Annotated in this window: 22 protein-coding genes; 11 read left to right on the plus strand and 11 right to left on the minus strand. The window is 71.2% G+C overall.

Annotation, left to right across the window (positions count from 1 at the left end):
• The first annotated feature begins 11 nt into the window (after positions 1-11).
• The 8 genes from VF330_RS00405 (at position 12) to VF330_RS00440 (ending at position 9,311) form a co-directional block, all read left to right on the plus strand.
• A complete protein-coding gene (locus VF330_RS00405; protein ID WP_330849422.1) occupies positions 12-284 on the plus strand; it encodes a bacteriophage holin in 273 nt (90 codons plus the stop codon).
• Positions 277-570 carry a Sec-independent protein translocase subunit TatA gene (gene tatA, locus VF330_RS00410; RefSeq protein WP_330849423.1) on the plus strand — a complete coding sequence of 98 codons (294 nt, stop codon included), beginning with the start codon at positions 277-279 and terminating at the stop codon, positions 568-570. The genes VF330_RS00405 and tatA overlap by 8 nt, the downstream gene beginning before the upstream one ends.
• Before the next feature lie 112 nt (positions 571-682).
• The gene (gene tatC, locus VF330_RS00415) at positions 683-1,591 is read left to right on the plus strand and encodes a twin-arginine translocase subunit TatC (protein WP_330849442.1); all 909 of its coding nucleotides are present in this window, start codon (positions 683-685) and stop codon (positions 1,589-1,591) included.
• Positions 1,588-2,448, plus strand: coding sequence for a diacylglycerol/lipid kinase family protein (locus tag VF330_RS00420; RefSeq protein WP_414675309.1), 861 nt, complete (start codon positions 1,588-1,590; stop codon positions 2,446-2,448). Before tatC ends, VF330_RS00420 begins: the two co-directional genes overlap by 4 nt.
• Before the next feature lie 45 nt (positions 2,449-2,493).
• Positions 2,494-4,341: a molecular chaperone HtpG gene (htpG, locus tag VF330_RS00425; RefSeq protein WP_330849424.1), complete on the plus strand. Its 1,848-nt coding sequence runs from the start codon at positions 2,494-2,496 to the stop codon at positions 4,339-4,341.
• Positions 4,342-4,458: 117 nt separating this feature from the next.
• Entirely contained in the window at positions 4,459-7,200 is a 2,742-nt protein-coding gene (locus tag VF330_RS00430) for a DEAD/DEAH box helicase (RefSeq protein WP_330849425.1), read from the plus strand.
• A gap of 107 nt (positions 7,201-7,307) precedes the next feature.
• Positions 7,308-8,036, plus strand: coding sequence for a DUF4333 domain-containing protein (locus tag VF330_RS00435; protein ID WP_330849426.1), 729 nt, complete (start codon positions 7,308-7,310; stop codon positions 8,034-8,036).
• A 105-nt stretch (positions 8,037-8,141) separates the two neighbouring features.
• Positions 8,142-9,311 carry a GNAT family N-acetyltransferase gene (locus VF330_RS00440; RefSeq protein ID WP_330849427.1) on the plus strand — a complete coding sequence of 390 codons (1,170 nt, stop codon included), beginning with the start codon at positions 8,142-8,144 and terminating at the stop codon, positions 9,309-9,311.
• On the opposite strand, the gene VF330_RS00445 is transcribed toward VF330_RS00440, so the two are convergent.
• Positions 9,308-10,252, minus strand: coding sequence for a 5'-3' exonuclease (locus tag VF330_RS00445; protein ID WP_330849428.1), 945 nt, complete (start codon positions 10,250-10,252; stop codon positions 9,308-9,310). The genes VF330_RS00440 and VF330_RS00445 overlap by 4 nt on opposite strands.
• A 28-nt stretch (positions 10,253-10,280) precedes the next feature.
• Here VF330_RS00445 and VF330_RS00450 point away from each other — a divergent pair, with 28 nt between their 5' ends.
• Entirely contained in the window at positions 10,281-11,402 is a 1,122-nt protein-coding gene (locus tag VF330_RS00450; RefSeq protein WP_330849429.1) for a Xaa-Pro peptidase family protein, read from the plus strand.
• Complete coding sequence (locus VF330_RS00455; RefSeq protein ID WP_330849430.1) at positions 11,399-11,845, plus strand: Lrp/AsnC family transcriptional regulator; 447 nt, start codon at positions 11,399-11,401, stop codon at positions 11,843-11,845. The genes VF330_RS00450 and VF330_RS00455 overlap by 4 nt, the downstream gene beginning before the upstream one ends.
• Before the next feature lie 28 nt (positions 11,846-11,873).
• Here the strand turns inward: VF330_RS00455 and VF330_RS00460 are convergent, their stop codons facing one another.
• The 9 genes from VF330_RS00460 to VF330_RS00500 form a co-directional block, all read right to left on the minus strand.
• A complete protein-coding gene (locus VF330_RS00460) occupies positions 11,874-12,470 on the minus strand; it encodes an ABC transporter ATP-binding protein (protein WP_330849431.1) in 597 nt (198 codons plus the stop codon).
• On the minus strand, positions 12,467-13,042 hold the full coding sequence (locus VF330_RS00465; RefSeq protein ID WP_330849432.1) for an ABC transporter ATP-binding protein: 576 nt from the start codon (positions 13,040-13,042) through the stop codon (positions 12,467-12,469). Before VF330_RS00465 ends, VF330_RS00460 begins: the two co-directional genes overlap by 4 nt.
• Positions 13,043-13,062: 20 nt before the next feature.
• On the minus strand, positions 13,063-15,507 hold the full coding sequence (locus tag VF330_RS00470) for an ABC transporter permease (RefSeq protein WP_330849433.1): 2,445 nt from the start codon (positions 15,505-15,507) through the stop codon (positions 13,063-13,065).
• A gap of 102 nt (positions 15,508-15,609) precedes the next feature.
• On the minus strand, positions 15,610-16,602 hold the full coding sequence (locus VF330_RS00475; RefSeq protein WP_330849434.1) for a proline racemase family protein: 993 nt from the start codon (positions 16,600-16,602) through the stop codon (positions 15,610-15,612).
• Complete coding sequence (locus VF330_RS00480; RefSeq protein ID WP_330849435.1) at positions 16,599-17,492, minus strand: dihydrodipicolinate synthase family protein; 894 nt, start codon at positions 17,490-17,492, stop codon at positions 16,599-16,601. The genes VF330_RS00475 and VF330_RS00480 overlap by 4 nt, the downstream gene beginning before the upstream one ends.
• Before the next feature lie 2 nt (positions 17,493-17,494).
• Positions 17,495-18,682 (minus strand): FAD/NAD(P)-binding oxidoreductase, encoded by a 1,188-nt coding sequence (locus VF330_RS00485; RefSeq protein WP_330849436.1) that lies wholly within the window; start codon positions 18,680-18,682, stop codon positions 17,495-17,497.
• Positions 18,679-18,861, minus strand: a complete 183-nt coding sequence (locus VF330_RS00490; RefSeq protein ID WP_330849437.1) for a 2Fe-2S iron-sulfur cluster-binding protein — start codon at positions 18,859-18,861, stop codon at positions 18,679-18,681. Before VF330_RS00490 ends, VF330_RS00485 begins: the two co-directional genes overlap by 4 nt.
• Positions 18,858-19,937, minus strand: coding sequence for an FAD-dependent oxidoreductase (locus tag VF330_RS00495; RefSeq protein WP_330849438.1), 1,080 nt, complete (start codon positions 19,935-19,937; stop codon positions 18,858-18,860). Before VF330_RS00495 ends, VF330_RS00490 begins: the two co-directional genes overlap by 4 nt.
• Before the next feature lie 30 nt (positions 19,938-19,967).
• Positions 19,968-20,513, minus strand: coding sequence for an XRE family transcriptional regulator (locus tag VF330_RS00500; protein ID WP_330849439.1), 546 nt, complete (start codon positions 20,511-20,513; stop codon positions 19,968-19,970).
• A gap of 30 nt (positions 20,514-20,543) precedes the next feature.
• Between VF330_RS00500 and VF330_RS00505 the strand changes: the two genes are divergently transcribed.
• Entirely contained in the window at positions 20,544-20,930 is a 387-nt protein-coding gene (locus tag VF330_RS00505) for a hypothetical protein (RefSeq protein ID WP_330849440.1), read from the plus strand.
• Here the strand turns inward: VF330_RS00505 and VF330_RS00510 are convergent.
• Entirely contained in the window at positions 20,927-22,279 is a 1,353-nt protein-coding gene (locus VF330_RS00510; protein ID WP_330849441.1) for a tetratricopeptide repeat protein, read from the minus strand. The genes VF330_RS00505 and VF330_RS00510 overlap by 4 nt on opposite strands.
• Positions 22,280-22,421: the final 142 nt, after the last annotated feature.

Here is a 22,421-nt window from a genome sequence, read left to right on the forward strand (position 1 = left end):
ACCGTGTGGTTGTGCCGTCTACACCGACCTTGGCGCTGATCGCGCTCGGCCTGGTCGTGGTCATCGTGATCGCGGTCCGAGTCCTCCGATCCTTGCGCCGGCTCGCCCGTGCCCGCACTCTGGTGGGGGACGGGGTCGGAGACGGCATCGGACTCCTGAAGGCGCGCAGGGCAGCGCTGAAGGTGGCGTTCGCCGAGAGGCGGCGCGAGCAACCCGCCCGGACCAGGGCGAACCCCGCGTACGATCGTCGTGGCGGGGGAGACAGGAGGATCACCAATGGGTAACCTCGGACCCACCGAGCTGATCATCATCGCTGTGGTGATCATTCTGCTGTTCGGTGCGAAGAAGCTTCCCGACATGGCACGGTCGCTCGGCAAGTCCGCCAAGATCTTCAAGGCCGAGACCAAGGGCCTGCGCGACTCGGACAACGACGACACGCCGGTCCAGCCGCAGCAGCCCGTGCAGCAGCCGGTCCAGCAGCTCCCGCCGGCCCAGCCGCCGGTGCCGCAGCAGCCCCAGGTCGCTCCTCCCATCGAGCAGACGGCGCAGAACAAGGCCACCAACAACTGACCTTGCGGTCCCCTGACTTGTAAGGGCGGTTAGCGCGGTGGCAAGTCCGTTCCGGTGGATCGCCGAGCGCCGGGAACGCGGCAAGCGCCGTCGGGGCAACCCCGACGGCACGATGTCGCTCAAGGATCACCTCTACGAGCTGCGGCACCGGCTCGGCATGGCGATGCTCATCATCGCGATCGGTGCCATCTTCGGCTGGATCTGGTTCGGCGTGAAGCTCGGCCCGATCCCGTCGCTGGGCGACATCATGACGGCTCCGTACTGCCAGCCGGACCTGGAGCCGTACCGGGTCAAGTTCGACGGCGAGATCGGCTGCCGCCTGCTGCAGACCGAGCCGTTCGAGAGCTTCATGATCCGGTTGCAGGTCGGCACGGCGGCGGGCGCGGTGCTGCTCAGCCCGTTCTGGCTCTACCAGTTCTGGGCGTTCATCACGCCGGGGCTCTACCAGAAGGAGCGCAAGTTCGCGCGCACCTTCGTGTTCTTCGCCGCGATCCTGTTCGCGGCCGGTGCCGTGCTGGCGTACCTGGTGGTGCCGGAGGGCCTGCAGGTGCTGATCAGCTTCGGTGGCGACGACTTCATCACCGCGCTGACCGGTGGCAAGTACGTCTCGTTCATCATCACCATGCTGTTCATCTTCGGCGTGAGCTTCGAGCTGCCGCTGATCGTCGTGATGCTGAACCGCGCCGGCGTGATCAGCTACGAGATGCTCGCCAAGTGGCGGCGCGGCCTGCTGATGGGCCTGTTCGTCTTCGCCGCGATCGCGACGCCGGGCACCGACCCGATCTCGATGGTGGCGCTGGCGCTCGCGCTGTCGGCGCTGTTCGAGATGGCGATCCAGATCGCGCGCATCCACGACAAGCGCAAGGCCAGGCTGCGGTCGGCCGAGGGCTGGGACGCGCTCGACGACGACGAGGCGGCGCCGTTCCACTACGTGCCGTCCGACGCCGAGGGCAACGACCCCGGTGAGAAGGCCATCGCCTCGGAGCCCCCGAAGCGCGTGAACTACGACGACGCCACGTGACGCGGGCGGCCCTGCTGGTCTGCCCCGCGTCGGGCAAGGGGCGGGCGGCCCGGATGGCCGGGTCGACCGCCGCCGCGCTGCGCCCGCACGTCTCGTCGCTGGCGCAGCTGGTGGCGCACGACGCCGAGGGCACGCTGGCGATGGCGCGGGACGCCGTCGCCGACGGTGTCGACCTGCTGGTCGTGCTGGGCGGTGACGGTGCCGCCCACCTGGGGATCCAGGCGTGCGCGGGCACCTCGACGGCACTGGGGATCGTCCCGGCGGGCACCGGCAACGACCTGGCCGCGGCCATCGGCTCGCGGTCGGTCGAGGACGTCGTCCACGGCACCCGCAGGACGCTGGACCTGGGGCGGTTGTCGACGGGGCAGTGGTTCGCGACGGTGCTGTGCGCGGGGTTCGACTCCGCGGTGAACGAGCGGGCGAACGCGATGCGCTGGCCCGCCGGTCCGCGCCGCTACGACCTGGCGATCCTGGCCGAGCTGGCGTCGCTGAAGTCGGCGCCGCTGCTCGTGACGACGGAGTCCGACACGTTCTCGCTGGACGCGACCCTCGTCGCCGTGGGCAACACACCGAACTACGGCGGCGGCATCCCCGTGTGCCCCGCCGCGGACGCCTCCGACGGCCTGTTCGACGTCACGGTCGTGGAGGGCGGCAGCCGGTCCACGCTGGTGCGCATGCTGCCGACGCTGCGCACGGGCGAGCACACCGGCCACCCGGCCGTGCGGACGTTCCGGGCCCGCGAGGTCTCGCTGTCCGGTGGTAACGGCTGGATCGCCTACGCCGACGGTGAACGACAGGAGGCGCTGCCCGTCTCCGTTCGCACGGTCCCCGGCGCGCTCACCGTCGTGGGTCGCTAAATTAGTGGGCTGTTCGTTCCGCTTTCGTTCTTTCGGTGGGGATGTATGGAAACGCTCGAGTTCCAGTCCGAGGCGCGCCAGCTGCTCCAGCTGATGATCCACTCGATCTACTCGAACAAGGACACGTTCCTGCGCGAGCTGGTGTCGAACGCCTCCGACGCGTTGGACAAGCTGCGACTGGAGTCGTTCCGCGACAAGGACATGAAGGTCGACGTCGACGACCTGCACGTCGTGATCGAGTCCGACCCGTCCGAGCGCACGCTGACCGTGCGCGACAACGGCATCGGCATGACCCGCGAGGACGTCGTCCGGCTCATCGGCACGATCGCGAAGTCCGGCACGGCGGAGTTCCTCAAGCAGCTCAAGGAACAGCAGTCCGGTGCCGGGACCTCCGACCTGATCGGCCAGTTCGGCATCGGCTTCTACTCGTCGTTCATGGTGGCCGACAAGGTCACGCTGGTGACGAAGCACCCGCACGCCGAGAAGGGCGTCCGCTGGGAGTCGACCGGCGAGGCCACGTACACGATCGAGGACGTCGACGACGCGCCGCAGGGCACCTCGGTCACGTTGCACCTCAAGCCGTCCGACGACGAGGACCGGCTGCCCGACTACACCGAGCCCGCGAAGATCCGCGAGATCGTCAAGCGCTACTCGGACTTCATCACCTGGCCCGTTCGCCTGGGCGGCGAGGACGTCAACTCCCGCAAGGCGCTCTGGGCCCGCCCGGCGTCGGAGGTGACGGAGGAGGAGTACGCCGAGTTCTACCGGCACGTCAGCCACGACTGGAACGCGCCGCTGGAGACCATCCGCATGCAGGCGGAGGGCACGTTCGAGTACCAGGCGCTGCTGTTCCTGCCCGCGCAGGCGCCGCTCGACCTGTTCATGCGCGACGCCAAGCGCGGCGTGCAGCTCTACGTGAAGCGCGTCTTCATCATGGACGACTGCGCCGAGCTGATGCCGGAGTACCTGCGCTTCGTGAAGGGCGTCGTCGACGCGGCGGACCTCTCGCTGAACGTGTCGCGCGAGATCCTCCAGCAGGACCGCCAGATCCAGCTGATGCGCCGCCGCCTGGTGAAGAAGGTGCTGCAGTCGATCAAGTCGCTGATGACCGCGCGGCCGGACGACTACCGGAAGTTCTGGGGCGAGGTCGGCGCGGCGCTCAAGGAGGGCCTGCTCTCCGACCACGACAACCGCGACGCGATCCTCGACGTCTGCTCGTTCGCCTCGACGCACTCCGACTCCGAGCCGACGACGCTCGCCGAGTACGTCTCGCGGATGAAGGACGGTCAGGAGCACATCTACTTCATGACCGGTGACTCGCGGGTGGCCGTCGAGAACTCGCCGCACATGGAGGCGTTGCGCGCCAAGGGGTACGAGGTCCTGATCCTCACCGACACCATCGACGAGATGTGGGTCGACTCGGTGCCGGCCTTCGACGGGAAGTCGTTCCAGTCCGTCGCCAAGGGACAGGTGGACCTGGAGACGGAGGAGGAGAAGTCGGCGGCCGCCGAGAAGGCCACCGAGTTCGCCGACCTGCTCTCCTGGCTGCAGGAGCAGCTGGCCGAGGACGTCAAGGAGGTCCGCCTCTCGTCACGCCTGACCACCTCGCCGGCGTGCGTGGTCGGCGACGCGCACGACATCACCCCCACGCTGGAGAAGATGTACAAGGCGATGGGGCAGGAGCTGCCGAAGATCAAGCGGATCCTGGAGCTCAACCCGTCGCACCCGCTGGTGGAGGGGCTGCACGCGGCGTTCGCGGCCGGCGAACGGGAGTCGCTCGCCGACACCGCGGAGCTGGTCCACGGGCTGGCGCTGCTCGCCGAGGGCGGGGAGCTCGCCGACCCGTCGCGGTTCGTGAAGCTGGTGGCGGACCGGGTGCAGCGCACGTTCTGAGCGAAAAGCGCTGGTGGAGGGCGGTGTCCTGAGGATATCGCCCTCTGTCGTTTCAGTGCCGGTCGAAGTTAATCTATCTCGACGGCAATTGTCGGTGCGATGTGACAGCCTGGTGGGGTGTCCAGTGCTTCGCGGTCCCCGGCCGAGGCCTACGCCCACTCCAGGCGCAACGCCCAGCGGCCCAAGCTGACCGACTTCGGCTCCGTCATCTCGTTCGAGCTGGACCCGTTCCAGCGCCAGGCCTGCGAGGCCCTGGAGGACGGTCACGGAGTGCTGGTCTGCGCGCCCACCGGTGCCGGCAAGACGGTGGTCGGCGAGTTCGCCGTGCACCTGGCCCTCACCGAGGGGCGCAAGTGCTTCTACACGACGCCGATCAAGGCGCTGAGCAACCAGAAGTTCGCCGACCTCACCGCCCGGTACGGCGCGGAGAGCATCGGGTTGCTCACGGGCGACACGAGCGTCAACGGCAACGCGCCGGTCGTGGTGATGACGACCGAGGTGCTGCGGAACATGCTGTACTCGGGTTCGTCCACTCTGGACGGACTCGCGTACGTCGTCATGGACGAGGTGCACTACCTGGCCGACAGGTTCCGCGGGCCCGTGTGGGAGGAGGTCATCCTCCACCTGCCGGAGCACGTGCAGGTGGTCGGGCTGTCCGCGACGGTCAGCAACGCCGAGGAGTTCGGCGAGTGGCTGGTCGAGGTCCGCGGGGACACGGCCGTGGTGGTCGACGAGCACCGGCCCGTGCCGCTGTGGCAGCACATGATGGTCGGCAACCAGATGCTCGACCTGTTCGAGGGCGACCAGACGCACGCCCGGATCAACTCGCAGGTGCTGCGCAAGACCGAGGAGCTGGCGCGCTACCACGTGCCGTTCAGCCGGGGGCGCAACCGCGGCGCGGGCGCCGCGCGGGCGGGGCGCAACAGCGGGTTCAAGCCGCCGTCGCGCACCGACATGATCCAGCGGCTCGACCACGCGAACCTGCTGCCCGCCATCGTGTTCGTGTTCAGCCGTGCCGGCTGCGACGCGGCGGTCGCGCAGACGGCGCGGGCCGGGCTGCGGCTCAACACGCCGGAGGAGACCGAGCAGGTCCGGCGGATCATCGACGAGAAGACGCGCGACCTGCCCGAGGCCGACCTGATGGTCCTCGGGTTCTGGGAGTGGCGCGAGGCGCTGGAGCGCGGCATCGCGTCGCACCACGCCGGGCTGCTGCCCGCGTTCAAGGAGACCGTCGAGGAGCTGTTCGTCCGCGGGCTGGTCAAGGTCGTGTTCGCGACCGAGACGCTCGCGCTGGGCATCAACATGCCCGCGCGGACGGTCGTGCTCGAGAAGCTCGTGAAGTACAACGGCGAGGCGCACGTCGACCTCACGCCCGGCGAGTACACGCAGCTCACCGGCCGTGCGGGGCGTCGCGGCATCGATGTCGAGGGGCACGCGGTCGTCGTCTGGCAGCCCGGGATCGACCCGAAGGCGGTCGGCGGCCTCGCGTCCACGCGCACGTACCCGCTGCGGTCGTCGTTCCGGCCCGGCTACAACATGGCCGTCAACCTCGTGCACCAGCTCGGGGCCTCGGCCGCGCGCGAGATCCTGGAGCAGTCGTTCGCGCAGTTCCAGGCGGACAGGTCGGTCGTCGGCCTGGCGCGCCGGATTGAGCGCAACAAGGAGGCGCTGGGCGGCTACACCGAGGCGATGACGTGCCACCTCGGCGACTTCACCGAGTACGCGTCGCTGCGGCGCCGGATCGCGGACCGCGAGAAGCAGCTCGCGAAGCAGAACACCAACTCGCGCCGCATCGAGACGGCCAAGTCGCTGGAGCGGCTGCGCAAGGGTGACGTGATCGCCGTGCCGTCGGGCCGCCGCAGCGGTCTCGCGGTCGTCATCGACCCGGGGCTGGAGCCGATGGGGGAGGCGAAGCCGCTGGTCGTCACCGAGGACCGCTGGTCGGGCCGGCTCACCTCGGCCGACTTCCCGTCGCCCGTCGAGGTGCTCGGTCACGTCCGGCTGCCCAAGCAGGTCGACGTGCGGTCGCCCAAGTCGCGGCGCGACCTCGCGTCGACGATCCGCAACACCGGCATCACCGTGCCGTCGCGCGGCCGCCGGCAGACCACCGCGGACGACGACCCCGAGCTCGCCACCCTGCGCCGTGCCCTGCGCGCGCACCCGTGCCACGGCTGCGACAAGCGCGAGGACCACGCCCGCTGGGGAGAGCGCTACCACCGCCTGCTGGCCGAGACCGAGCAGCTGGAGCGCAAGGTCGCGGCGACCACGCACTCGCTCGCGCGGCAGTTCGACCGCATCCGGGCGCTGCTGCGCGAGCGCGGCTACCTGTCCGAGGCCGACGAGGTGACGCAGGACGGCAAGCGCCTGACCAGGCTCTACAGCGAGTCCGACCTGCTGGCGGCCGAGTGCATCCGCCACGGCGTGTGGAAGGGCCTCAAGCCGGAGGAGCTCGCCGCCGTCGTGTCGTCGCTGGTCTACGAGGCGCGCAGGGACGGCCCGGTCGAGGCGCGGCTGCCGCAGGGCCCGGTGGCGGACGCGATGGGGAAGACCGTGCGGCTGTGGGCGGAGATCGAGGACGACGAGCGCCGCCACAAGCTGGAGCGCATCACCCGCCAGCCCGACCCCGGCTTCGCGTGGCCGGTGTACCGGTGGGCGCGCGGCGAGTCGCTGGAGAAGGTGCTGAGCGCCGCCGAGGCGGGCGGCAACGAGCTCGGCGCCGGCGACTTCGTGCGCTGGTGCCGGCAGGTGATCGACCTTTTGGACCAGATCCGCGAGGTGGTCGGCCGAAGCGACTCCGTCGGTTCGGCGGCAGCCAAGGCGGTCGACGCGCTGCGGCGCGGTGTCGTGGCGATGATGTGACACGACATGAGACACGGTCTGACGAAGGTTTTGCGAGTCGGAGTAAAGACTGACGTCAACGGTGTGATTGGATTCCGCCGCAACGTCGTACACACGGAGGTCGACAGATGAGCAGCCCGTACGGACCGTCCGGAGGGAACGATCCGCAGCAGCCCTGGGGCCAGCAGCCGCAACAGCCGCAGCAGCCCTACGGTGGCGGCTTCCCGCCCGGCACGCCGTCCGGCGGCTTCCCGGCTCAGAACCCCTACGGCCAGCCGCAGCAGCCCCAGCCGGGCCAGCAGCAGCCGTACCCCGGTTTCGATCCGTCACAGCAGCAGACGCAGCAGTACGGCGTGCCGGGTCAGCAGCAGCCGCAGTCGAACCCCTACGGCACGCCCGCGCAGGACCCGTACGGCCAGCAGACCCAGCAGTACGGCATGCCGGGCCAGCAACAGCAGCAGGACCCGTACGGTCAGCAGCAGCCCAACCCGTACGGCCAGCAGCCGGGCTACGGCCCGCCGATGCCGCAGAAGAAGAAGTCCAGCGCGGCCATCTGGGTCGCCGCGGTGGTCGTCGTCCTCCTGGTCGGTGGCGTGCTGTTCACCGGGTTCGTGTCGCCGGCGTTCTTCAAGAAGAAGATCTTCGACAACACCGCCGTGCAGAACGGCATCGTCCAGATCCTGAAGGACGAGTACAAGATCTCCGACGTCGGCAGCGCGACCTGCAGCGGTGAGAACGAGGTCAAGCCCAACACCTCGTTCGAGTGCAAGGTCCAGGTCGGCGGCAAGGACAAGAAGGTCAAGATCGTCGTCAAGACCGAGGACGGCGAGTACGAGGTCGGCCAGCCCACCGGCTGATCCGGCGCGGTTCGTCGACGAAGCCTCCTCCGGACGTCCGGGGGAGGCTTTCTCGTGCGGAAAACTGAGGTGCGCCCGCCGTCGTGCTGAGTCACGATCGCGGGCGTGACCGACATCCGCGTTCTCACCGACGAACCGCAGTACCGCGCCCACAACACGCTCTTCCGCCGCGCGTTGCACTGGGGCCCGCCCACTGACGAGCAGTGGTCCGTGACGCTGCCGTCCTACGAGCCGGATCGCGCGCTCGCCGCGTTCGACGGCGACGAGATGATCGGCACCACCCAGTCCTTCGGCTCGTCGTTGGTCGTGCCCGGCGGCGCGAGGGTGTCCCACTCGGCCATCTCGCGCGTGGGCGTCCGTGCCGACTACACGCGCCGTGGCGTGCTCACGGCTTTGATGCGTGAGCAACTGTCCACGCTGCCCGACCCGGTGGCCACGCTGCGCGCCTCCGAGGGGCGCATCTACGGCCGGTTCGGCTACGGCCTGGCGGGACGCGTGCGCAACCTGGAGATCGACGCGAAACGCGCCGTGGTGCCCGGCGGCATGACCGGCCGCGTCCGGATGCTCGACCAGGACACCGCCGACAAGCTCCTGCCCGAGCTGCACGAGGCGATCGGCGTGCACAGGCCGGGGCAGATCTCCCGCTGGCCGGGCTGGTGGGCCCGCGCGCGCGACCGCAAGTCCGAGGCGGAGAACTCCGTCACCGTCGTCCACACCGGACCGGACGGCGACGACGGCTTCCTGACCTACAAGGTGGCCACGGAGAAGGACTTCCGGCACCGCCTGTCCATCGAGGACTTCGAGTGGGCGAACGGTGACGCGTGGCGCGACCTGTGGATCCACGCCCTGCGCCTGGACCTCGTCGACCACGTCGAGAACGAGGTGGCGCTCGACGACCCGGTCACCTGGCTGTTCGAGGACCCGCGCGTGGTGACGACCAAGGACGTGTTCGACGAGATCTGGCTCCGCCTGGTCGACGTGCCGCGCATGCTCTCCGCCCGCACGTACGGCGCCGCCGAGCCCGTGGTCATCGAGGTGCACGACACGCTGCTGCCCGCGAACTCCGGCACCTACCGCGTGTCGGCGGACGGCGCCGAGCGCGTCGAGGAGCGGCCCGACCTCACGATCCCGGTGGACCTGCTCGGTGCCGTGTACCTCGGCGACGTGACGTTCTCGCAGCTCGCGGCCACCAGGCGGATCGAGGGGACCCGCCTGGCCGACGCGGACGCGTTGTTCGCCGTGGCGCAGAAGCCGGTGTGCGGCACGTTCTTCTAGGGACGGCGTTCCATCGCGTTGACCAGGCGCGGCACCGAGCTGCCCAGGCCCCAGCGCTGCGTGAGCTCGCGCAGCCGCTCGGGGTCGGCGGGCACGCGCGGCACCTCGTCGTCGCGGTCCTTGACGACCGGGGCGTCGACGGCGGTGCGCACGACCGTGGGCGCGGCCGCCAGGTAGTCCTCGGCCGCGATCAGGGAGTTGCGGGCCTTGGTGGTGAGCTTGCGGTCCATCGGGTCCTTGACCGCGGCGAGGACGGCGTCGAGCGAGCCGAACTCGGTGATGAGCTTCGCCGCGGTCTTCTCGCCGATGCCCGCGACGCCCGGCAGGCCGTCGGAGGGGTCGCCGCGCAGCACGGCCATGTCGGCGTAGGCGGAGCCGGCGTTCTCGACGGGCAGGGAGTACTTGGCGGCGAGCTCCTCCGGGCCGAGGACCTCGACCTTGTTCCAGCCGCGGCCGACGTACAGGACGTGCACGGGCGTGGGCTCGAAGCGGACGACCTGGAACATGTCGCGGTCGCCGGTGACCACCTCGACGGGGGACGTCTTCTCGTGGTGGGCGAGCGCGCCGATCACGTCGTCGGCCTCGTAGCCCGCGGCCTCGCCGGTGCAGATGCCCGCGGCGTCGAGGACGTCGAGGATGATCGGGATCTGCGGCGTGAGGGTGTCCGGCACCTCTTCGGAGCCGTCGGCGGCGTCCTCGGCGACCCGGTGCGCCTTGTAGGACGGCAGCGCCTTCACCCGGAACTCGGGGCGCCAGTCGGCGTCGAGGCAAGCGACCAGGCGGGCCGCGCCGCGGTCGGTGATGACGCGCGCGATCTGGTCGACGAACCCGCGCACGGCGTTCACCGGCGTGCCGTCGGGCGCGGTCATCGAGTCCGGCAGCGCGTAGTACGACCGGAAGTAGAGGCTCGCGGAGTCGAGCAGCACCAGGGGAGAGCTCACGAGTGGACAAGCTACTAGGCTTTCGGACATGGCAACGATCACCGGGCCCATCGACGTGTCCTCGCTGCGTGCGCGACTCGACCGCGCCTCCGCGGCCGCCGAGCAGGCGGGCGTCGACGCCCTCCTCATCTCGCCCGGGTCGGACCTGCGGTACCTGATCGGTGCCGGCGGCGACTCGTTCGAGCGCCTCACCTGCCTCGCGCTGCCCGTCGGCGGCACACCGACGCTGGTCGTGCCGAAGCTGGAGCAGCCCGGTTACGCGGGCATCCCGACCGACGAGCTGGGCGTCGAGGTCGTCACGTGGGTCGACGGTGAGGACCCGTACGCGCTGGTCAAGGCCGTGCTCAAGGGCTCGCGCGTCGCCGTGGCGGACATGATGCCCGCGCTGCACACCCTGAAGCTGGGCGCCGCGGTCGGCGGTCCGCAGTCGCTGGCCGGGCCGATCCTGCGCGAGCTGCGGATGCGCAAGGACGAGGCCGAAGTCGCCGCGCTGCGCAAGGCGGGCGCCGCCATCGACCGCGTGCACGCGCGCATGGGCGAGTTCCTGCGCGTCGGCCGCACCGAGCGCGAGGTGGCGCGCGACATCGCCGCCGCCATCGTCGAGGAGGGCCACACCGTCGCCGACTTCGTGATCGTCGGCTCCGGCCCGAACGGCGCCTCGCCGCACCACCGCGACTCCGACCGCGTGATCGAGGCGGGCGAGGTCGTGGTCATCGACATCGGCGGCCCGGTCGCCGAGGGCTACAACTCGGACTCCACCCGCACGTACGTGATGGGCGAGCCGGCGTTCGACGACGTGTGGGAGACCTACGCCGTCCTGCAGGCGGCGCAGCAGGCCGCCGTGGACGCGGTGCGGCCCGGCGTGATCTGTGAAGAGGTCGACGCCGCCGCCCGCACCGTCATCGCCGACGCCGGCTACGGCGAGTTCTTCGTCCACCGCACGGGCCACGGCATCGGCCTGGACGTGCACGAGGAGCCCTACATCGTCAGCGGCAACGCGCTGCCCCTCGAACCCGGCATGGCCTTCAGCGTCGAGCCCGGCATCTACCTGCCCGGCCGCTGGGGCGCGCGCATCGAGGACATCGTGGTGGCCACCGCGGACGGCGTGGAGTCCTTCAACAACCGACCTCACGAACTGGTGGTGCTTTGACCCTCGAGCAGATCGACAGAGCGATACTGAAGGAGCTCGCCTCGGACGGCCGGTGCAGCTTCACCGACCTGGCCGAACGCGTGGGCCTGTCCGTCTCGGCGGTGCACCAGCGCGTGAAGCGCCTGGAGCAGCGCGGCATCGTGAAGGGCTACGCCGCGCGCCTGGACGGCGCCGAGGTGGGCCTGCCGATGTCGGCGTTCATCTCGCTCTTCCCGATCAACCCGTCCGAGCCCGACGACTACCCGAAGCGCCTGGAGCACCTCGCGGAGATCGAGGCGTGCTACTCGGTGGCGGGCGACGCGTCGTACGTGCTGCGCGTGCGGGTGGCGTCGCCGGTGGCGCTGGAGGAGCTGCTGCAGAAGATCCGGGAGTCGGCGAACGTGTCGACACGGACGACCGTGGTGCTGTCGACGCCGTACGAGGACCGGCCGCCGGCGGTCTGAGGAGGCCGGGAGTGCGCTGAACGGCCGTTCAGCGCACCTGTCCGTCCGCCAGCACCAGCACCCGGTCCGCCACCTCGTGCACCGCGTCGTGGTGCGTGGCGATCAACACCGCGGCCCCCTCGTCGGCCGCCCGCCGCAACAACCCCACCGCGGCCACGGCGCTGACGGCGTCCAGATGTGCGGTCGGCTCGTCCGCCAGCAACGCCGAGGGACGCGCGATCACCGCCCGCGCCAGAGCGGCCCGTTGCTGCTGCCCGAACGACACCTGCGCCGGAAACCGCGCCCCCAGCGTCCCGATCCCCAGCTCCGCCAGCAGCTCGGTCACCCCGGCCACCGGCCGGCCGGTCAGCCGCAACGGCAGAGCGACGTTCTCCTCCAGCGTCAGCTCGGTCGCCAGCCCGAGCGACTGCGGCAGAACCGCGCAGGCGGACCAGGAAGCCGGGCCGGGCAGCACGGACCCGCTGTCCGGGAAGTCGAAGCCGCACAACAGGGACAGCAACGCGGTCTTCCCGGACCCGGACGGCCCGCTCAGCGTCACGAGCTCCCCGGCGCCGATGGTCAGGTCGACCCCGCGCAGCACCGAGACCCCGCCGAACGCCCGGTGCACCCCGCAAGCCTGGATCATGAGGCGGCCAAGGGGATGCAGAGGTCGGCCAGCTCCACCAGCCGGGGGTCGTGCGAGGCGACCACGGCCGGAACGGGCAACGAGGACAACGTCTCCAGCACCAGGTCCGCGGACCGGGCGTCCAGCTGCGAGGTGGGTTCGTCGGCCACCAGCACCGAAGCGCCGCGAGCCAGCGCACAGCCGAAGGCGAGCCGTTGTTGTTGCCCGCCGGACAAAGCACCGATCCGCCAGGTCGCGGATCCGCTCAACCCCAAGGTGTCCAGCAGGGAGTGGTCGGCCGCTCCGGCGGCACGCAGGTTCTCGCCCACCGTCAGGTGCGAGATCAGGTTGTCGGCCGGGTTCTGGAACACGACCGCGATCTCCTTGCGCCGCAACGCCCGCAGCTCCGTCCACGACAGCGACGACGTGGCCACGTCGCGGACGAACACCTCGCCGAGCGAAGGACGTTCGACCAGCGACAGCACGCGGAGCAGCGTCGACTTGCCGGAGCCGGAGGGGCCGGACAGCACGGTGAGGCCGGGCGCGATCGACAACGACACGTCCGCCACGGCGCGCACGGAACCGTAGGACACCCCTACGCCACAAGTGCGGATCACCTGAGCAGTTCTCCCATCCGCGCGGTGCGGATGCCGCGCAACGCAAGCCAGGCCGCTGTGAAGACGACCGCCACGCCGCCGGACACCATCGTGCCGACCAGCGGTGTCAGGTCGGGTAGCGAGGGTGCCGGGTTCAGCCACGGCGCGGGGTCGAGCCGTGGCACGGCCACGCCGGCGCTCAGGAAGGACGCCAGGGCGCCGACCATCAACGCCAGCGCCGCCAGCGCGCCCACTTCCAGCAGGTGGCTGGACCACAGCACGGACGGGCGCATGCCCATGCGGGTCGACAGCGCGCCGGAGACGGCGTTCTGGCGGCGGCGGACCTCGATGGCCAGCAGCAGGGCGACGGCGGCGACCACGGCCAGGACCACGCCGATCGCCGTGACGAAGCCGAAGGTCCACTCCACGGTCAGGAACGGCAGGCCGTCCAGCACGCGGGCGCGGTCGGCGACGTTCGTGTAGTGGATGCCGGCGGCCTGCAGGGACGAAGTCAGCGACGAGAGCGGGAGCGACGACCACAGGTGCCACGAACCGACCTGCTCGGCGGCGGGGACGGAGTCGCGGGACAGCACGTAGCCGCGCGTGCCGAGCTTCGGGAACGTCGGCAGCGACGCCACGGGCTTCAGCAGCGGCAGGCCGGGGATCTGGATCTCCTGGTCCGGCGCTCGGCCGATGCGCAGGGCGGGGGCGGTGTCGCCGGTGCGGCGCAGGCCGGAGATCAGCGCGCGGACCTCGGCGGGGTCGTCCAGCACGGCCGCGTCGGTGAACGTCGCCGGGTCCACGACCAGGGCGCCCGTGCTCACACCCACCAGGGTTGTGGTGCCCCGCAACGACGACGGCAGGGCGACGCGGCCGAGGGCGATGTCCTGCGAGACCTGGACGGTGCTGGTGGCGCCGACGAACACGCCCGACTTCGAGTCCAGCGCCGACCGCTGCGCGCCCGCCACCGAGCTGCCGACGGCGATCGTTCCCACCGCGAGCACACCCACGAGCAGCACGCCGGTCACCGGTCCCACGGCCGCCGCGAGACGGCGCAGCGCGAGCTGTGCGGCCGGGACCTCCCACCACTGGACGCGGTGCGACCACGCCAGCGACCAGCGCAGCAGCCGGGTCGCGAGCAGTGCGGCCGCCAGCACCACGAGCAGCGGGAACGTCAGTGCCGCCACGTCGATGCGCGGCAGTGCGGCGCCCTTCAGCGCGGTGCCCAAGCCGTTGCGGGACAGGCGAACCCACGCCAGGACCGCGAGCCCCGCCACCACCAGCTCCCACGGCACCAGTGCGAGCCGCCACGAGCGCGCCCGCCGCTGGAACGTCCGGTGCGCCCGCCACGCCGCGACGAGCACCGTCACGGACAAGCTCAGCACCACCACGGCGAACACGAACGCCAGCGCCGTCCAGAGCGCGCCCGGCGCCAGTGCGACTCCGGGCGCGTAGAGGGGCAGCAGCAGCCGTGCGGCGACCAGGCCGAGCAGGCCGCCGATCACCAGCGGCAGTCCCAGCTCCAGCACGCCGCGGAGGCCGAGCGCCAGCGGGCTTGCCCCGCGCACCCACAGCAGCCGCAGCTCGGAGTGGCGCCGCTGGGCCCACTGCACGGTCACCGTACCGACGCCCGCGAGGCCCACCAGCACGCTGATCAGCACCAACGGCAGCAGAGCGGACGAGACGTTGCGTTCGGAGGTCCGTGCGGCGGTGATGGCACCGGACAACAGGTCGGTGCGCGTCAGCGGCAGCCCGAGCGACGCCACGGCCGCGTTGCCCTTGTCCCGCAGGGCTTCGGCGTCGGCCAGGGTGGACGGCGCGGTGGTGGGGAACCGCAGGGACACGGACGCGCCCGAGGAGAACTCCGGCGGCAGGGAACCGAGGTCCGAGGGCTGGTTCACCCAGATCACCGACGTGCTGTCACCGTCACCGCCCAACGGGTTCGGCACGACGTCCTGCGCCTCGGAGCACCACCAGTCCGCGACCGGGTGCGCGAGGTCGGCGTAGATCGCGCTCACCGTCAGCGGCGACCCGGTCAGCCGGTCGCCGACGCGCACCCGTGCCGCGGTGGCGATGGTCTGCGGCACCCACAACCCCGTGCCACCGCCCTGGACGGCCGTCAGGTGCGCCGTCGCGTCCGGGCGGTAGCCGAACCGGCCGTAGGTCGCGAGGCCGTTGAAGTCGGGCCGTCCGATCCGCGTGTAGACGGCGCCCAGGTCGCTCCGCGCCGCCATCGGGACGGCGTCGGCCAGGGGCAGGCCCTCGCCGTCGAGGGACGGGTGCACGGACTGCGTGCACATCCGGCCTTCCTGGTAGGCGAGTGCGGCGCTGCCCGCGGAGGACGAGTGCAGCACGGCCGCGGCCACGACGAAGCCCAGCAGCAGCGTCGTCGCGATGCTCACGACCAGCGTGAGCGGGCTGGACAACGCCGCCCTGGGCGCGGCTCTCCACGGCAACTGCACCAGCGCACGCTAACCGGCGTTCCGCTGTTTCGGGAGCCTTTCGGGGTAACGCCTCGGAGTCGGCGACCACCGCCCCGAGCAGGGGAAGCCGGTGGTCGGCGCCTACAGGGTGAACCCCTCCGGGAACGGGTCGGCCGGGTCGAGCAGGTACTGGCCCATCCCGGTGATCCAGGCGCGGCCCGCCACCGTCGGCAGCACCGCCGTCCGGTCACCGAGCGGCACCTCCTCCAGCAGCCGGCCGATGAACCGCGTGCCGATGAACGACTCGTTCACGTAGTCCGCGCCGATCTCCAGCTCGCCGCGGGCGTGCAGCTGCGCCATCCGCGCGCAGGTGCCGGTGCCGCAGGGGGAGCGGTCGAACCAGCCGGGGTGGATCGCCATCGCGTTGCGCGAGTGGGCGCCGTCCTGGCCGGGCGCGGTGAACTGGACGTGCTTGCACCCGCCGATCGCCGCGTCCAGCGGGTGCACCGGCCGGTTCACCTCGTTGATCCGGTCCATGATGGACAGTCCGGCGGCGAGGATCCGGTCCTTCTCCGCGCGGTCGAACGGGATGCCGAGCTGCTCCAGCGGCAGGATGGCGTAGAAGTTGCCGCCGTAGGCCATGTCGTAGCGGACCTCGCCGAGGCCCGGCACGTCGACGACGGCGTCCAGCTCGTGCGAGTACGCCGGGACGTTGCGGATCGTCACGAGCTTCGTGCGGGTGTCGTAGTCGGCCAGCACCAGCCCGGCCGGGGTGTCGAGCCGCACGGTCGTGACGGGCTCGGTCACCTCGACCATGCCGGTCTCCACCAGCACCGTCGCGACGCCGATCGTGCCGTGGCCGCACATCGGCAGCAGGCCGGAGACCTCGATGAACAGCACGCCCCAGTCGGCGTCCTGGCGGGTCGGTGGCTGCAGGATCGCGCCGCTCATGGCCGCGTGCCCGCGCGGTTCGTTGACCAGGAACTTCCGGATGTGGTCGTGGTTCTTGATGAAGTTCAGCCGCTTCTCGGCCATGGTCTCGCCGGGGATCACGCCGACGCCGCCGGTGATCACGCGCGTCGGCATGCCCTCGGTGTGCGAGTCGACGGCGCTGTAGTACTTGGCGAACCTCATGACGTGGCCAGCTCCATGTCGGCGTCGACCCGGGCGAGCTGCTCGGCGCTCAGCGGGCCGCGCGGAGGGCGGCACGGACCGCCGTAGCGGCCGACGAAGTCCATGGACCGCTTGATGGCCTGCACGAACTCGGTGCGCGAGTCCCAGCGGAACGCCGGCACGAGCTTCTCGTACAGCGCGCGGGCCTTGTCCAGCTCGCCGTTCAGGGCGAGGGTGAACAGCTCGACGCTCTCGGCGGGGAACACGTTGGGGTAGCCCGCGAACCAGCCCGTCGCGCCCATCAGCAGGCTCTCCAGCACGACGTCGTCCGCGCCCGCCACGACGGTGAGGTGCGGGGCGGCGGCGCGGATCTCCAGCACGCGCCGGACGTCGCCGGAGAACTCCTTGACCGCCACCACGTTCTCGATCTGGCCCAGCTCGGCGAGCAGGTCCGGCGTGAGGTCGACCTTGGTGTCGATCGGGTTGTTGTAGACCATGATCGGCAGTCCGGCCTTCGCGACCTCGCGGAAGTGGTGCACGACCTCGCCGCGGTTGGCCCGGTACATGGTGGGCGGCAGGCACAGCACGCCGTCCGCGCCGTCCTCGGCCGCCACCTCGGCCCAGTGGCGGGCCTGGTGCGCGCCGACGCCGTGGACGCCGATGACCGCGATGCCCTTGCCCTTCACCGCGGCGATGGCGGTCCGCGCGACCTCGCGCCGTTCGGCGTCGGTCAGCGACGAGTACTCGCCCAGCGAGCCGTTGGGGCCCACGCCGCGGCAGCCGTTCTCGACGACCCACCGGCAGTGCTCGGCGAACTTGTCGAGGTCGGGGCGCAGCCCCGCCGGTGCCGTCGGGTCTTCGGCGTAGGGGAGCGCGGTGGCGACGATGACGCCGTCGAGGCGTTCGGTCATGACTACTTCTCCTCCGGGAGTGCGGCGAGTTCGCCGAGGGGGATCGGGACCGCGATCACGCGGCGCTGGCCGTCGAACGGGACGCCGGTCAGCTCGGCGGCGTTGCGGGCGCAGAGGCGGCCCTGGCACCGCCCGAGCGCGACCCGGCTGGTGAGCTTGAGCTCGCGCATGGTGGCGGCGTCGGCGATGTCCTGGAACCGGACCTTCTCGCACCGGCACACCGTCGTGTCCGGGGCGAGCCACGTCTTCCAGCCCGGCTGCACGGCGTGCGCCCGGTGCAGGGCCGCGGCGAACAACCGGCCCCTGCGCACGGCTTCCAGTGCTGAACGCGGCGGTTCCCGATGTGCGGCAGCGGCTCCGGCGACGACGCCTTCGGCCTCGGCGAGGTCCGCGCCGCCGATGCCGGTGACCTCGCCGGCCGCGTAGACGTTCTCGACCGACGTCCGCTGGAGCTCGTCGACGTCGAGGAAGTCGTCGGTGCGGCCGGCGTCCGGCACCAGGTCGGTGCGCGGCAGGAAGCCGTAGCCGATGCACACCAGGTCGGCGTGCACGGTGCGGTGGCTGACCGGCCGCCACCGGTCGTCGAGCTTCGCGACCGTGACGCGGTCGCCGTGCTTGGCGACGACGGCGGTCCGGGTTTCCAGGTGCCGCAGCACTTTGCGGTAGCGCGCGAGCTCGGCGATCTTGTGCCGGTTGGCGGCGACGGCCTTCGCCTCGCGCAGCCAGCGGGTGGGGGAGGAGGCCTCGTAGACGCCGACGAGCGTCGCGCCGAGGGCCTGCAACTCGGTGGCGACGGGCAGCAGGAACGGGCCGGTGCCGGCGACGACGACGCGTTCGGCCAGGGTGACGCCCTGCTTGGCGAGCGCCTGGGCGGCGCCCGCGGTGATCACGCCGGGACCGTCCCAGCCGGGGAACGGGAGCGGGCGGTCGTAGGCGCCGGTGGCGATGACCAGCGAGTCGAACGACAGCCGCGCCGGACCGCGCAGGTGGAGCGTGTCCCCCTCCACCAGCCAGGCTTCCGCGTTCTCGAGGTGCGTCACCCCGGCGTGCTCGAACCTGGCCCGCCCGCGCAGGTACTGGCCGCCGGCCGCCGGTTCGGAGTCGACCATCGTGACCTCGGCACCGGCGTCGGCGGCGGTCCTCGCGGCCGCCATCCCGGCCGGTCCCGCTCCCACCACGACGACCCTCACGACGTCGTCCTGATCTCGTCGCCGTCGCGCAGCGGGTGCCGGCACGCGCGGACCTCGGGCACGCCGTTGATCTCCGCGACGCAGCCGAAGCACACGCCGATGCCGCAGAAGAACCTGCCGGGCAACAGCTCCGCGACGTGGGCGACCTCGCGCGGACGGCCGTTGAACGTCACCTTCACACCATCACCTCCGGGCGGTCGACGCGGAACGGGTGGGGATCGACGAGCGGGTCCTCGCCGGTGAGCAGCTGGGCGAGCAGACGGCCGGTCGCGGGCGCCAGGCCGACGCCCGCGCCCTCGTGGCCGGTGGCGTGCCAGAGGCCGGGCGTGCGCGGGTCCTCGCCGATGATCGGCAGGTGGTCGGGGGCGTAGGGGCGGAAGCCGCCGTACGCGCGCATGACCGGCACGTCCGCGAGCATCGGGAACAGCGCGATCGCCCTGCGCGCCAACGCTTTCAGCACCTTGCTCTCGATCGTGCCGTCGAAGCCCTTGCGCTGCCGGCTCGACCCGATCAGCACCGTCCCGGCCTGGGTCGACTCGACGACACCGGACGTCTGGAGGTCCGCGTCGCCGCTCGCGACCGCGCCGACGTAGTCCGCGTCGTAGACCTTGTGCCGGATCCGGCCGGGGATCGGGGTGGTGACCAGCACGACGCCGCGGCGCGGCAGGACGTTGACGCCGAAGCCGCTCGCCCACGGTCCGGTGGCGTTGACGACGGCACCGCAGCTGATCACGCCGTCGGTGGTGGTGACCGACCGTCCGTCCGTCGTGGACACCTCGGCGCGGCGGACCGGGATGCCGCGCAGGAGGGTCCTGGTGGCCTTCACGGGGTTGAGCTGCGCGTCCTGGAGGTAGTGGACGGCCGCGGTGATGGCGGGGTTGAGGTGCGGCTCGTGGGCCAGCGCCTCGGCCGCGGTGATCTCGCAGGCGTCGACGCCCGCGGTGCGCTGGCCCGCGGCGAAGGCCCGCAGGGGTCCGGCGGCGTCGGGGGTCGTGGCGACGACCAGGCCGCCCTTCTCCTCCCACTCGGCGTCCTCGGCCAGCTCCGGCCACAGCTCCCGGCTCGCCCGCGCGAGGTCGAGCTCCGGGCCCGGCTCCTTGTCGCTGACCAGCACGTTGCCCTCACCGGCCGCGCTCGTGCCCGCCGCGGGCCCGTGGCGGTCGACGACGAGCACGTCGAGCCCGCGGGCCTTCAACGCCTGGGCGCACGCGGCCCCGATGATGCCCGCGCCCATGACCACGACGTCCGGGTGCATCGCCACCACCTCCGTTCAATAGAATGAACGTTAGTGCTTCGGGTACTCCAGCACCAGTACCGAGCTGACCTCACCGTCGACCGTCTCGTACAGGTGGGGCAGCGTTCCGGGGAAGCACACGTAGTCGCCCGGCCCGAGCTCGTACGGTTTGTCCGGTGGTCCCACCCGCAGCTTCCCGCTCGTGACCAGCACGTGTTCCCTGCCGGGATGTCCTTCGGTGGTCTGCGTGGCACCGGGCCGGACGCGCTGGTCGTAGATCTCCAGGACCGTGTCGCCGATGTCCATCCGCCGCATGAGCCGCAGGTCGACGGCGTTGCTGGAGAGCACCTCGACGTCCGCCGACCGCACCAGCACGACGTCCGGCGGCGTCCGCTCCGTCACCAGCTCGGACACCGGCACGTCCAAAGCGTTCGACAAACTGAACACGGTCTCGATGGTCGGGTTGCCCGACCCGCTCTCCAGCTGGGACAGCGTGCCCTTGGCGATGGACGACCGCCGCGCGAGCTCCGACAGGGACAACCCGCGCTGCTCCCGGAACGCCCTGATGTTGGCGCCGAGCACCTGACCCGCACTCATAGCCACTGATCGTTGCATAGGCTTGCGCCCATGACTGACTACACGGAGTCGGAGGGCCAGACCCTGCGCACGGCCGTTTTCGGCGCGATGGTGCTGGTGTCCACGGCGGACCCCGGCGCGGTCGACGAGGAGAGCCACGCCGGCATCAGGGCCATGACCCTGCTCTCGGACGACCTCCGCGCCGTCATCGACGCGGCACCACCGACCCTGCCGAGCGGCTCGGCGTCCGATGTGGAGGCGGGCGTCCTGGCGGCGCTGCGCTCCTCCGTGGACATCATCACCGCCCGCGAACCGCGCGACGTGCCGATCTTCCGCGCGGCCGTGGCGGAGATGTGCCGGTCGGTGGCCGGGGCGGACGGCGAGGTGGCGGTGGCGGAGAGGACGATGGTGACGAGGGTGGTCGAGGCGCTCGGCTAGGCGCCGGCTGCCCGCTCGTACTCGGCCAGGAGCGCCTGCAGCCCTCCGGCCACGTCGTCCGGCAACCAGCCCGTCGACAGCATGTCGAGCAACACCTCCGCCGCGGTCGTCGCGGACCGCCTCCGGTGCTCGGGCTCGAACTCGCTCAGACCGAGCCGCGCCGCGGCGACCGCTCCGTCCGCGTCCCCGTCGAAGGCCAGCGTCTCCGCGTGGTCGAGCCGCCGCCACGGCGTCGGCTCGGTGGAGATCACGTACTCGGCGAGCTGCCGCAGCTTGCGGAACTCCTCCAGCGCGGAGTCGCGGGCTCGCTGGTCCTCGGCGAGCAGCACGTCCAGGCGTCGCACGTTCGTCATCGGGTAGAGGTCGTGCTTGTCGATCTGGCTCGCTTTCCAGTACGCGTCCCTGGCCTGGCGGAGGTTCATGACCTGGAGGTCCGTAGTGCGTGCTTTGCGGCGGTGCACGCCGCCGAGGTTGGCGAACGCCTCCGCATCGGAATCGTCGCGGAGCACGGCCTCCTTCAACGACCGCGCTGCCGCGTCCAAGTTGCCGCTGCGGCTCTGAGCGACACCCAGCTCCCGCCACCACTCGGCGCGCTCGGGGTCGATCCTGGTGGCGTCGTCCAGCAGTTCGATGGCCTCCGCCTCCTGTCCCGCCGCGCTGAGCGCTCTGCCGAGCTCGCCCTTCGCGTCGGCGCGAGCGGGGTTGACCTCGATCACCCGCCGCAACAGGTCCGCCTTCTGCCGGTGCGACGTGGCCGTCATCGCCGCGGCGAACAGGTCGTCACCGCGTGCCGCCTTCAGCTCACGGACCTCGTCGCGGAGGGCGTCGAGCTCCTCGCGCTTGACCTCGATGGTGTCGGCGCGCTCGCGCACCGGGCTGTCCACGTGCCCCTGCTGCAGGCCGGTGATGATCACCTCGGTGATGGTCTCCAGCGCCTCCTGCAGGTCGGACGGGTCCTTGCCGTAGGGGACGGCGCGGACGTTGGCCACGTTGAACTTCATGTCCTGGTTGGTGTCCTGGCAGACGAGCACCGTGACGTTGTCCCGCAACGCCCAGCGCACACCCAGCTCCAGGTACACGTTGGGGTTGGCTCCGGTGAGGTCGGCGATGTAGACCTCGGCGTTCTTGGCCTCGGCGAACATCGACGGGTGGATCGCCCCGGAGATCTTCTTGTCCTTCTCGATCACGAGCTCGACGTCGCGGCGCAACCGGTCGGCCACGAGCTTGCGCAGTGGTTCGTAGAGGTGCTTCTTGATCTTGTCGGGCTCGGTCCACGTGCCGGGCCCGCCGAGCATCGTGCCCGGCATCGCCACGAAGATCGTCAGCGGTTTCACGGTCGTCCCTCTCACGGGTCAGGTGGTGCTCGGGCGCGAGGCGAGCCAGGCCGAGTGCTCCTTGCTGATCACCGCTTCGGCCTCGGCGACCGTCGTGGCCCAGTCGCTCTCGGCGGTGAAGGGGAGCTGCCGGTAGATCTGCGCCAGCTCGCTGGCG

Origin of the sequence: Lentzea sp. (assembly GCF_036380075.1) — a bacterium.
In the GTDB taxonomy this organism is placed as follows: Bacteria; Actinomycetota; Actinomycetes; order Mycobacteriales; family Pseudonocardiaceae; genus Lentzea.

What these genes read in the sequence shown, in the direction of transcription:
- tatA (WP_330849423.1), top strand. Translation starts at nt 277, where the DNA reads ATGGGTAACCTCGGACCCACCGAGCTGATCATCATCGCTGTGGTGATC.
- tatC (WP_330849442.1), top strand. Translation starts at nt 683, where the DNA reads ATGTCGCTCAAGGATCACCTCTACGAGCTGCGGCACCGGCTCGGCATG.
- htpG (WP_330849424.1), top strand. Translation starts at nt 2,494, where the DNA reads ATGGAAACGCTCGAGTTCCAGTCCGAGGCGCGCCAGCTGCTCCAGCTG.
- VF330_RS00435 (WP_330849426.1), top strand. Translation starts at nt 7,308, where the DNA reads ATGAGCAGCCCGTACGGACCGTCCGGAGGGAACGATCCGCAGCAGCCC.
- VF330_RS00450 (WP_330849429.1), top strand. Translation starts at nt 10,281, where the DNA reads ATGGCAACGATCACCGGGCCCATCGACGTGTCCTCGCTGCGTGCGCGA.
- VF330_RS00460 (WP_330849431.1), bottom strand. Translation starts at nt 12,470, where the DNA reads ATGATCCAGGCTTGCGGGGTGCACCGGGCGTTCGGCGGGGTCTCGGTG.
- VF330_RS00475 (WP_330849434.1), bottom strand. Translation starts at nt 16,602, where the DNA reads ATGAGGTTCGCCAAGTACTACAGCGCCGTCGACTCGCACACCGAGGGC.
- VF330_RS00480 (WP_330849435.1), bottom strand. Translation starts at nt 17,492, where the DNA reads ATGACCGAACGCCTCGACGGCGTCATCGTCGCCACCGCGCTCCCCTAC.
- VF330_RS00495 (WP_330849438.1), bottom strand. Translation starts at nt 19,937, where the DNA reads ATGCACCCGGACGTCGTGGTCATGGGCGCGGGCATCATCGGGGCCGCG.
- VF330_RS00500 (WP_330849439.1), bottom strand. Translation starts at nt 20,513, where the DNA reads ATGAGTGCGGGTCAGGTGCTCGGCGCCAACATCAGGGCGTTCCGGGAG.
- VF330_RS00505 (WP_330849440.1), top strand. Translation starts at nt 20,544, where the DNA reads ATGACTGACTACACGGAGTCGGAGGGCCAGACCCTGCGCACGGCCGTT.